General features: G+C 51.3%; 8 protein-coding genes and 1 pseudogene. 7 read left to right on the plus strand and 2 right to left on the minus strand.

Annotation, left to right across the window (positions count from 1 at the left end):
• Positions 1-39: 39 nt before the first annotated feature.
• Both IAG03_RS11595 and IAG03_RS11600 read right to left on the minus strand, forming a co-directional pair.
• Complete coding sequence (locus IAG03_RS11595) at positions 40-1,986, minus strand: DHH family phosphoesterase (protein WP_249320193.1); 1,947 nt, start codon at positions 1,984-1,986, stop codon at positions 40-42.
• A gap of 96 nt (positions 1,987-2,082) precedes the next feature.
• A complete protein-coding gene (locus IAG03_RS11600; RefSeq protein ID WP_430472458.1) occupies positions 2,083-4,155 on the minus strand; it encodes a ribonuclease J in 2,073 nt (690 codons plus the stop codon).
• A 722-nt stretch (positions 4,156-4,877) separates the two neighbouring features.
• Between IAG03_RS11600 and rnhA the strand changes: the two genes are divergently transcribed.
• The 7 genes and pseudogenes from rnhA to IAG03_RS11635 form a co-directional block, all read left to right on the plus strand.
• Positions 4,878-5,315: a ribonuclease HI gene (rnhA, locus tag IAG03_RS11605; RefSeq protein ID WP_249320194.1), complete on the plus strand. Its 438-nt coding sequence runs from the start codon at positions 4,878-4,880 to the stop codon at positions 5,313-5,315.
• Between the two features lie 181 nt (positions 5,316-5,496).
• A complete protein-coding gene (nifS, locus tag IAG03_RS11610) occupies positions 5,497-6,693 on the plus strand; it encodes a cysteine desulfurase NifS (RefSeq protein ID WP_249320195.1) in 1,197 nt (398 codons plus the stop codon).
• 10 nt (positions 6,694-6,703) lie between these two features.
• Entirely contained in the window at positions 6,704-7,135 is a 432-nt protein-coding gene (nifU, locus tag IAG03_RS11615; protein WP_249320196.1) for a Fe-S cluster assembly scaffold protein NifU, read from the plus strand.
• A gap of 215 nt (positions 7,136-7,350) precedes the next feature.
• On the plus strand, positions 7,351-7,896 hold the full coding sequence (locus tag IAG03_RS11620) for a helix-turn-helix domain-containing protein (RefSeq protein ID WP_249320197.1): 546 nt from the start codon (positions 7,351-7,353) through the stop codon (positions 7,894-7,896).
• A 14-nt stretch (positions 7,897-7,910) separates the two neighbouring features.
• Positions 7,911-9,599, plus strand: coding sequence for an AMP-binding protein (locus tag IAG03_RS11625; protein WP_249320198.1), 1,689 nt, complete (start codon positions 7,911-7,913; stop codon positions 9,597-9,599).
• 175 nt (positions 9,600-9,774) lie between these two features.
• The gene (locus tag IAG03_RS11630; RefSeq protein ID WP_249320199.1) at positions 9,775-10,554 is read left to right on the plus strand and encodes an SDR family oxidoreductase; all 780 of its coding nucleotides are present in this window, start codon (positions 9,775-9,777) and stop codon (positions 10,552-10,554) included.
• A 492-nt stretch (positions 10,555-11,046) separates the two neighbouring features.
• Positions 11,047-11,268: pseudogene (locus IAG03_RS11635) on the plus strand (helix-turn-helix domain-containing protein); the annotation flags it as partial.

Genomic DNA, 11,268 nt, shown 5'->3' on the forward strand with positions numbered 1-11,268 from the left:
TTCCGCAAAGCCATAACACAAAATTTCGGCTTTGGAAGCTCAGCCCTGCTGCTCCCGAATTGCCGCCAAAAGCTGTGCTTTTGCCTGCTCAACCGTAACGCCCTTGAGCTGCGCACCGGCCATCGAATGATGCCCGCCGCCGCCGAGACGTTCCAAAATCACCTGTACGTTGACGTCTCCCATCGAACGGGCGGAAATGTTGGCGCCGCCGTTCTCGGAAAAAATCACGAAGGAAACCGTAACACCCTGAATATTCAGAAGCTCATCCGCAGCCTGCGCGGCAACAATACGGATATCCGGAATACTTTCCTCTGTACAGGCAACCGCACAGCCTTCGGAAATTTCCGCCTGGGAGATGATCTGCGTTTTGGCAAGATAGGTCTCAAAGGAATCGGCAAACATCCGCTTGACCTGTACTGTATCCGCACCGCGGCGGCGCAGATACGCAGCGGCCTCAAAGGTCCGCACACCGGTCTTGAGGACAAACCCCTTGGTGTCAAGCATAATTCCGGCAAGCAGCAGATTAGCCTCTGTCCGGGTCAGCACGCTGCTGCCGATATACTGCACAAGCTCCGCCACCATTTCAGAGGCGCTGCTTGCATACGGCTCGTGATAAAAAACCACCGCGTTTTTAATGTGCTTGACCATCATGCGGTGATGGTCGATCACAACAATATTTCCCGCGATATCCAAAAGCTCCGGAACCTCAACAAACGTCGGCGAATGCGTATCGACAACAATCACCATCGTCTTTTTGGTCACCAGATCAAACGCGTCATCGGGAGAAAGAAAGATCGTCTCCTCCGCATAGGCCTGCTCCATGATTTCAAGCATCGGTTTTGCAAGGCTCTGGGCCTTGTTGATGACCACATACGCGCGCTTTTGTAGGCCGCGCGTCACAGCAGCCCACATGCCGATCGCAGCGCCGAGACTGTCCAGATCCGAGTGGTTGTGCCCCATGATCAGCACCGTGTCGCAGGCTGCAATGGTATCGGACAAGGTTGCCGCAATGACACGGGTTCGCACCTTGTCGCGCTTTTCAACTCCTTTGGAAACCCCGCCGAAAAATTCGTAAGAGTCGCCCTTTTGTTTGATGGCGACCTGATCTCCGCCGCGGCCAAGCGCCATATCCAGAGCCTGTCTGGCCCAGCGTTCGCTTTCTTCCAGCGTTGTGGCGCCGCGCCCGATTCCGACGGAAATTGTCGCGCTGTAATTTTGCTCGTTTTTAATTTCCCGCACACGATCCAGAATATCAAAGCGTTTTTCTTTTTCATGCGCAATGTGGATTTCGTCCGTCATCATGACATACCGATTGTCACCCAGCCGACGGATAAATCCACCCATATCCCGCGCCCAGATCACCAGCACCGCTTCCAGCGCCGAAGCAATTTTAGCATCGTCCATGCTGCTCGTGCCCATGGAAAGCTCATCGCGGTTGTCAAAGGAAATCAGCACGACAGCAGGCCGTTTTTCGCCGTATTCCCGACTGATTCGTTTGTAATATGTATCATCGACAAAGTAAAGCAGACTTCCGCCGGAAGTCCGGCAGCCGTAGAGCGTAAACTGCCGGCTGCCAATGGTGATTCCCACACCGCTTTCCGAAATTGCCTGTTTTAACGTCCGCGGATACAAAAATTTCGAGATACTGTCGCCAACGCAATCTTTTTTGAGACAAATCGATTTATAAAAGGCGTTGTTGTACCAGAGAATATCTCCGGCTTCCCCCACAATTGCCACTGGAAGCGCAAAGGAGTCAAACGCATCATATTCCTTTGCGGTAAACACCTGCTTGGCAGACCGAATCACAGCAGAAGTCCGCGCTTTCATTCGCACCGTCAAAATGGCGATGACGACAGCGGAAAGCACTGCAGCAGCCAGCTCTGAGACACACAAAATCCGGTTTGGCCAGCTCAGTGCCGCCATTCCCAGCATGACAACCGAAAACAGGTAATACGCCGGAGAAGCCACCCATACTCGTTTTCTCAACGGCATCTCACACCCTTTCTAAAAACAGAAAGTCCGATAGATGATAAAGCCACGAAAAGCCGGAACCGTCTGGCAAAAAGACAGAAGTTTCCGATTTTATACGTCCATAATCACCGGAAGAATCATCGGGCTGCGGCGTGTCCGCTCATAAAGCATCCGGGAAATGCCGTCTTTGATGCTGATTTTGAGCGTGGTATGGTCACAAATTCCCGCGTTGAGATTCTTCTCGACAATATTATACACCAAATTCTTCACTTCGTCCATCAGCGGCTCGGATTCACGGACATAGACAAACCCGCGCGAGACCACATCCGGTCCCGAAACCATCTGCGCGTTTTCGGAATCCAGCGTACAGACTACAACAATCAGGCCGTCCTCGCCTAGATGTTTGCGGTCGCGCAAAACCACGCTTCCAACGTCTCCGACACCCAGCCCGTCGACCATGACACGTCCGGCCTGCACCGGAGAAAGCGGTTTGAGGAAGTCTTCATTAATCTCAATCGCATCTCCAACATCGCCGATAAAGATGTTTTTCCGATCCATTCCCATGTGCTCTGCAAGCATCGCGTGTTTGCGCAGATGTTTTTGCTCTCCGTGCACCGGGATAAAATATTTCGGACGTACAATACCCTGCATGATTTTCAGTTCTTCCTGGCAGGCGTGTCCGGAAACATGCACTTCATACATCGATTCGTAAACAACTTCGCACCCGCGCTTTAACAGCTCGTCGACTACAACACCAACGGTCTTTTCGTTGCCCGGAATCGGACGCGCCGAAATGATGATGGTGTCTCCCGGGCCGACCGAAACCTTCCTGTGGTCGGCAAACGCCATCCGCGTCAGCGCGCTCATCGGTTCGCCCTGGCTGCCGGTTGTCACAATGACAATTTCCTCTTTCGGATAGCGGTTAATCATATCGATATCGATCAGAACGCCTTCCGGAATTTCCAATTTGCCCAACTCCGCCGCAATGCCCATTACATTGACCATGCTGCGGCCGGAAAAGGCCACCCGGCGCCCGTATTGTTTTGCACAATTGATAATCTGCTGGACACGGCTGATATTCGACGCAAATGTCGCGATAATGATGCGGTTGTTTTTGGCGCGCAGGAAAAGGTTTTCAAAGGACGCCTTTACCGTCTGCTCTGTCTGCGTATAGCCCGGGCGCTCCGCATTTGTCGAATCTGCAAACATCGCCAGAACCCCGCGCCGCCCCAAAAGCGCAAACCGACCCAGGTCAATCATATCGCCTTTTTCCGGCGTGCAGTCGATTTTAAAGTCGCCGGTATGCACAAGCGTTCCGGCAGGCGTGTGGATCGCAAATCCGACCGCGTCGGAAATGGAATGATTTATATGGATAAATTCCACATCAAAGCAGCCGAGCTTTACCTCTTCTCCCGGTTTGGTCTCATGCATCTCCACACGGTTTGCAAGGCCGTGTTCCCGGAGCTTCCCGCTGACAAGTCCGAGCGTCAGCGCGGTTCCGTAAATCGGGAATTTCACGCGCTTGAGCAGATATGGCAGAGAGCCGATGTGATCCTCATGCCCGTGTGTCAGGAAAATACCCTTAATTTGGCTGGCATGCTGCTCCACAAAGGTAAAATCCGGAATGACAATGTCGATTCCGAGCATATCTTCCGTTGGAAATGTCATGCCGCAGTCAATGATAATCATATCGCCTTCGCACTCAAAGACCGTCATATTTTTTCCGATCTCGTTGAGTCCGCCGAGAAAATACACCTTGACCGAAGGCTTTTTTACCGCTTTAGCTGCTTTCGGACCGCGTGCCTTTTGCGACGCGGATCTCGCAGACTTGGCAGTATTTCGAGAAACTGCGCCTTGCGCCTGTCTCGATGCAAGCGCCGCAGTTTTGGGCTGTGCTGCTTTTTCTTTGCGCGCTGGTGCCGGTTTCTGCGCCGATTTCGGCTGTACATTCTTTTCTGCAGCAGACGGTGCACGTTTTGCCGCGTTCTTTTTCGGCTGCGCAGCTCTTCCTTTCTTCACAGGCGGCTCGATCAGACCGTAAAGCGCCATTTTTTCGCCCGATTGATCCTGAACGGCCTTTTTCGGTGCAGGCATGCGCCGACGGCCTGCTGATTTTCCCGCTTTTTGCGCTGCGGCGCCTGTTGCGGCAGCGTCTTTTTCCTTATTTTGCTTTTTTTCGTTCACAAACTAACCTCCGTTTTCTTCATTCATCAAACAGTCTCACATTCCAAAACAGCCGAATCCGGCCGCAAGTTTTTCAATCTCCATACGTTTCCAAAAATAAGCGTGGTCATATCTGACGCGATCTCTTTTGGTATCAGGCGTTTTGTCGCTAATGGGCGTGCATCTTAATCTGCGATTTGAAACCATTGGCTACAAAATATCGTTATAGCGGTTCCATCCGATAACAAAATCGTCTCAGATAGAATGATACAAAAATCCCGTCCCTGCAGCGGCAAACGCGCAGAAAGAAGCAGTGTAAAACGAGCCTTTGCGGAAACAGCGTTTCCTGCAAACAGCCAAAAACCGACGGATCACCGAGCCTGCAAGAAAAGCCAGGTCTGATAGCAGATCCGCCGCATGCTCTCACCGCGGAATGCGAATTTGATTTTCTTTTCTTTATTTCACTTAAAGGCAAAGTGCGCTTTGCCTGTCAGTTCAGCAAATATATAATATTTAGTTTACTATATCTGCTTTCTATAGTCAAGCGTCGCGTCTTTCTCATTTTTGGTCTGCTTTTCAAAAACTCCATAAAACACCAAGTTCGGTTTCACCGGATTGGTCATCTTTTCCTATTGTAGTCGATTTCAAAATTCCTTATGCACAATTTGCAAAATTATTATTTTCAAAAGAATGCCGGGCGTGTATAATGAATTCCGGAATGGAATAAAGGAGCGTATGTTTTTATGAAAAAGGTGGAAATCTATACGGACGGCGCCTGTAAAGGAAATCCCGGCCCGGGCGGCTGGGGCGCCATTTTGCGCTATAACGGACACGAAAAGCAGATCAGCGGCGGCGCGCATGAAACGACAAACAACCGAATGGAGCTCACCGCGGTCATCGAAGCGCTGCGCATGCTCAAAGAGCCCTGTCAGGTGCTTTTGGTCAGCGACTCCAAATATGTCTGCGACGCACTCTCAAAAGGCTGGGCAGAAGGCTGGAAAAAACGCGGCTGGAAAAAGGCGGATAAGCAGCCCGCGCTCAATCCGGATCTTTGGGATCAGCTTCTGACCCTTACTGCACAGCATCAGATGCAAATTCAGTGGATCAAAGGCCATGCCGGACATCCCGAAAACGAACGCTGCGATGCGCTTGCCGTAGAAGCTGCCGAAAAAAATCGATAAACCGATCGGTTTTGCATAAAAATGTAAATTTTTATGTTTTTTGCTGCGTTGCTATTGCAATGTATACCTTTTTGGTGTATATTAATTTCCGAAGAGAAAACACTTCTCTGCGTTTGACATTTTTTCGTTCTGTGTTTGCAATGCAGGAATGAAAAATTTCAGGAAAGGCCAGGTAATAAACATGGGCAAACGAATCTATGTGGACAATGCCGCCACGACGCCTGTTTCGAAAGCGGTGTTGGATGCAATGCTCCCCTTCTATACAGAACATTACGGAAACCCCTCGAGTATTTACTCGATCGGCCGGGAAGCAAAAGAACCGCTTGAAGCGGCCCGCGCAAAGGTCGCCGCATGTCTCGGCGCGGAACCGCGCGAGATCTATTTTACATCGGGCGGAAGCGAATCCGACAACTGGGCCATTAAAGGCGTTGCGCATATGATGGCCAAAAAAGGAAAAAGACATCTGATCACCACCAAATTTGAACACCACGCGGTTCTGCACACGATGGATGCGCTGAAAAAAGAGGGCTTTGAGGTAACGTATCTTGATGTCCACAGCGATGGACTGGTTCGTCCGGAAGAACTCGAAGCAGCCATCCGGGAGGACACCGCGCTGGTCACTGTCATGTACGCCAACAACGAAATCGGAACCATCCAGCCCATTCCGGAAATCGGCGCAATCTGCAAAAAGCATCATGTGCTTTTCCATACGGATGCGGTACAGGCCACCGGAAACGTTCCGATCAACGTCAAAGAGCAGAACATCGACCTGCTCTCGCTCTCCGGTCACAAGCTACACGCTGCAAAAGGCGTCGGCGCTATGTACTGCCGGAAAGGCATTCTGCTGCCGAACCTCATCGACGGCGGCGCCCAGGAACGCGGCCACCGCGCCGGAACGGAAAACGTCGCCGGCATTGTCGGCCTCGGCGTTGCGATTGAACAGGCCTGCGCCACCATGGAAGCGCGCGCAGAACGGCTCTCAAAAATGCGTGACCGCCTAATCGACGGTCTTTTGAAAATCGACCGCAGCCACTGCAACGGCAGCCGGGAACACCGTCTGCCCGGCAACATCAGCCTTTGCTTTGAGGGTGTCGAAGGCGAATCGCTGCTGTTGATGCTGGATCTGAAAGGCGTCTGCGCGTCCTCCGGCTCCGCCTGCACCTCCGGCTCGCTTGATCCGAGCCACGTGCTGCTTGCAATTGGTCTGCCGCATGAGGTCGCACACGGTTCGCTGCGGATTTCCCTCGGCGACCAGAACACCGAAGAGGATATCGATTATATTTTGGAAGTTCTCCCCCCCATCATTCAGCGTCTCCGCTCCATGTCCCCGCTTTGGGAACACATTCTTGCCGGAGAAGTGAAATACGAAAGATCGTGAGGTATCGGTTATGGCATATAGTGAAAAAGTAATGGACCATTTTTCCAATCCGAGAAACGTCGGGGAAATCCCGGATGCTAGCGGTGTCGGCGAAGTCGGCAACCCGAAATGCGGCGATATCATGCGGATGTACCTGAAAATTGAAAACAACATCATCACGGATGTCAAATTCAAGACTTTCGGCTGCGGCGCTGCGATTGCGACCAGCTCCATGGCGACGGAAATGATTAAAGGCAAATCCGTCGATGAAGCGCTCAAAGTGACGAATAAAGCCGTTATGGAAGCGCTTGACGGACTTCCACCTGTGAAGGTTCACTGCTCTGTCCTTGCAGAACAGGCCATCAAAGCCGCACTGGCGGACTACTACCGCAAAATCGGCGTCGATCCGGAGCCGATTATCGGACCGATCGGGGATTGTGAAGCCTGTTCCTGTTCGCTTTAAGCGTTTACAACGCAAAGTTCGTACACATGTTCAAAAAACGGTCGGAATTTTTCGGCCGTTTTTTCTTTTTTTATGAAAACCAACAAACCCGAATTTCGTTTTGAAAAGCCTGCGCAAAAAGGATGGAAATCTCTGCAAAAGTGTGCTATCCTTAATTTAATTCCCTGCCGGATCTTTGGAAATCCGGAAATTGATACCGGAAAGGTTGTGTCAATATGCGTAAAGAATTGTTGGAAATTCCGCAGCGGATGCGCGAACTGCGGGAAATTCTTGAAATCAGCTCCTTTGAGATGGCGAACCGACTTCATATCTCGCTGGACACCTACCAGAAGTACGAAAGCGGAGAGACCGATATTCCGATCAGCACGCTCTATGATATCGCTGGAATTCTGCAAATTGACTTTACGGAACTGATTACCGGAGAGCCGCCCCGGATGAATTCCTACTTTATCACACGCAGAGGCCGCGCGCCGGGAATTGCACGTTACGGGTATTCGTGTGTCGGGCTGACACATGGTTTTATCGGAAAGGAAATGCAGCCTTTGCTTGTAACCCTTTCCCCGAACGATCTTCCGCAGGATCCGGTCTGCCATTCCGGACAGGAATTTAACTATGTTCTCTCCGGAAAGGTCTGCATCAGCATCAGCGGACAAGATCATATTTTATCAGAAGGCGACTGTATCTATTTTAATCCGGAACTCCCCCACGGGCAGCGGGCAGTAGACGGTCCTGCCTCTTTTTTGACGGTGATTAAAGAATAAAGGGGATGTCAGCAATGGATTACTTAATTCGCAAATTTTGTCCAAAAACCGATTTTAACAGCTATGAAGACCTGTGCCAAAATTTTACCATTAAGGTGCCGGAAACTTTTAACTTCGGATATGACGTCGTCGACGAGTGGGCGCGCGTAGAGCCGGACAAGCTCGCGCTGCTTTGGACGGATGACTCGGCGGTCATGAAGTCTTATACGTTCCCCGATGTCAGCCGTCTGAGCAATCAGGCCGCCAACTTCTTTAAGGCGCACGGAATCCGCAAAGGCGACGTGGTCATGCTGATTTTAAAGCAGCGTCCGGAGGTGTGGTTCTCGATTGTCGGCCTTTGCAAGCTCGGCGCAATCTGCATTCCTGCAACCTACCAGCTGACGCCGAAAGATATCTCCTACCGCTGCAACGCCGCCAACGTCAAAATGATCGTCAGTGTCTCGGATGCAGAAATTGTCGGACACATCGTCAAGGCGCTGCCGGACTGCAAGGAAAAGCCCATCATCGCGACGCTTGGACCGAATCAGTATCCGGATCAGGCATTTCTCGATTACGGCAAAGAACTCTATGCCCAGAGCACCGATTGGACGCGTCCGACCGGTGCAGATGCGCCGCAGAACGACGACTGCATGCTGATCTATTTCTCTTCCGGAACAACCGGGATGCCGAAAATGGTCTGGCATGATTTCACCTTCCCGCTCGGCCACATCACCACTGCGCGCTATTGGCAGCAGGTGCAGGAGAACACGGTGCATCTGACGCAGAGCGACTCCGGCTGGGCAAAATTTGCCTGGGGAAAAATTTACGGGCAATGGATCTGCGGTGCGGCAATCGGCGCCTATGATACAGAAAAATTTACGCCGCACGGCATGCTGGAAGCGATTCTCCGCCTCCACCCCACCACCTTCTGCGCGCCTGCAACGATTTACCGGTTCCTCATTAAAGAGGATCTCTCCGCTTACGATTTGAGCTTCATCAAACATGCCGGTGTGGCCGGAGAGCCTTTGAATCCGGAAGTCTACTACAAAATCAAGGAATTGACCGGGCTTGCGCTCTACGAAGGCTTCGGCCAGAGTGAAACGCCGGTCATGCTCGCAAACTTTGGCTTCTTCCCTGTCCGTCCCGGTTCTATGGGAAAACCGAACCCCATCTTCGATATCAGCCTGATTGACGAAAACGGCGATTCTGTCGAGGACGGCAACGTCGGCTCCATTGCAATCCGCAATGTCGGCACACACGGCCCGGTTGGCCTGTTCCGCGGTTATTATAAAGACGAGGCGGCCACGCTGCGCTGTTGGCACGACGGCACCTACAACACCGGCGATATGGCCTGGCGCGACGCGGAAGGCTACTACTGGTTTGTCGGACGCAACGACGATGTCATCAAATGCTCCGGCTACCGGATCGGACCGTTCGAAGTCGAAAGCGCGCTTCTGGAACATCCGAGTGTTTTGGAATGCGCCATTACCGCCGCGCCGGATCCGGTGCGCGGACAAGTCGTCAAGGCAACCATTGTGCTTGCACGTGGATTTTCGCCGAGCGATGACCTGAAAAAGGAACTGCAAAATCACGTCAAACGCGTGACAGCGCCTTATAAATATCCGCGGATTGTCGAATTTGTCGAAGAACTGCCGAAAACGGTCAGCGGCAAAATTCAGCGGAATCTGATCCGTAAGGCGGATGAACAGAAATCCGATACATAAAACAAACACCGAAAGCGCACATGTTCATGTGCGCTTTTTTGTATGAATCATGCAGATTTGCAGTTCATAATGAAACAAATCTACTAGAATCTAAAATCATTATAGAAAAGTTTTACATTTTCTTGTCAATTGATTTATACTGTACCTATCATCATCAGGTATGGAGGAACTATTTATGATTCAATATGAAAAAGTTACCGGAGATTTTGATTTGAGCGGAAAGTCTGCCATCGTTGTCGGCGGCGCCGGCGGAATCGGGGAAGCAACTGCCCGCATGTACGCCAAAAAAGGTGCAAACGTTGCGATTGTCGACTGCAAGGATACCTGTTCGGCAGTTGCAGAAGCAATTGCAAGCGAGTTCGGCGTCAAAACCATTGGTGTCAAATGCGACGTGACCAGCCAGGAAAGCGTCGATGCTATGATGGCTGCTGTTGCGGAAGCCTTTTCGGAAGTTAACATTCTGGCGGCGATGCCCGGCTTTGTGGATCTTTACCGCGCTGAGGAAATCGAAATCAGCACGATTGAAAAACACCTTGCGATCAACGCAGTCGGCGTGTTCCGTGTGTGCCAGGCGGTTGCCAATCAGATGATCCGGCAAGGCAAAGGCGGAAAAATTGTCTGCATCACTTCGCAGGCAGATTTTATCGCCATCAATAAACACGTCGGCTACACCATGAGCAAGGCGGCGCTCGTTAGCATGATCAAGGTCTGCGCACTGGAGTGGGCTGAATACGGCATCAACGTCAACGGCGTTGCACCGACAGTTGTCAACACCTATATGGGCGAAAAAGCCTGGCAAGGTAAGGTGAAAACGGATATGATCGAAAAAATTCCTGCCCATCGCTTTGCAGAAACCGACGAAATCGCGGCAGCCGTGCTCTTCCTCTCCTGTAAGGAGTCCAACATGATTACCGGCGAAGACCTTGTCGTGGACGGCGGATTCACCATTTATTGATCTGTGGATTTTTTTCGACTGGACCGCGCTCAAATACTTTTGCGGGCGCGCTCGCGGTTTCATCTTTGCCGAACCTTTGTCGGGAAACGGTATAGCGCCTGCTATACTGCGTTTTCGCGCCCCCCGCAGGTTCCGGCCGCAGCGGGTCGGCCGTTGAACGGGCTTCCATCCCCCATCCGACAGAATATTTCGCTTAATTTCCCGTATGAATTACCCGCGCCGGAACACACAGAGCCGGTCCGCACCGCTGATATTCTGACTGAAATGCATCGTGACATTTTGCAAACAGCCACACCCTGGACATGCATCCACAGAAGGTTTGACCTGCAGCCAAAATCAAAACGGTCTGCCGAACAGGTCATTTGCACAAGGGCAAAAAGTCTATTGTGTTTGCTCCGCGTCTCAAAAAGCGGGTGTTCTCCACGAAACCCAAAAGGGTCACATGATGATATGTACCCCTAATACTGGACACCCAGTATTGGGGGTATTTTTATGCGATACAGTTACGAGTACAAGAAGAAGTGCGTGGAATTGTACCGACAAGGGAAATGGCCAGAAACACCAGACGGAGTAAAGGAAAAGCGATTTCACGATACGGTTCGGATTTGGGTTCGAACAGAAGATGCTTGTGGTCCAGAAGCACTGCAACATAAAAATCAGAACAAGGTGTGGACAGCAGAAGAAAAATATGAGCTGGTAGCAAAAGTTCTTGCT

The sequence above is a fragment of the Yeguia hominis genome (genome assembly GCF_014384705.1).
Classification (GTDB): domain Bacteria; phylum Bacillota; class Clostridia; order Oscillospirales; family Acutalibacteraceae; genus Yeguia; species Yeguia hominis.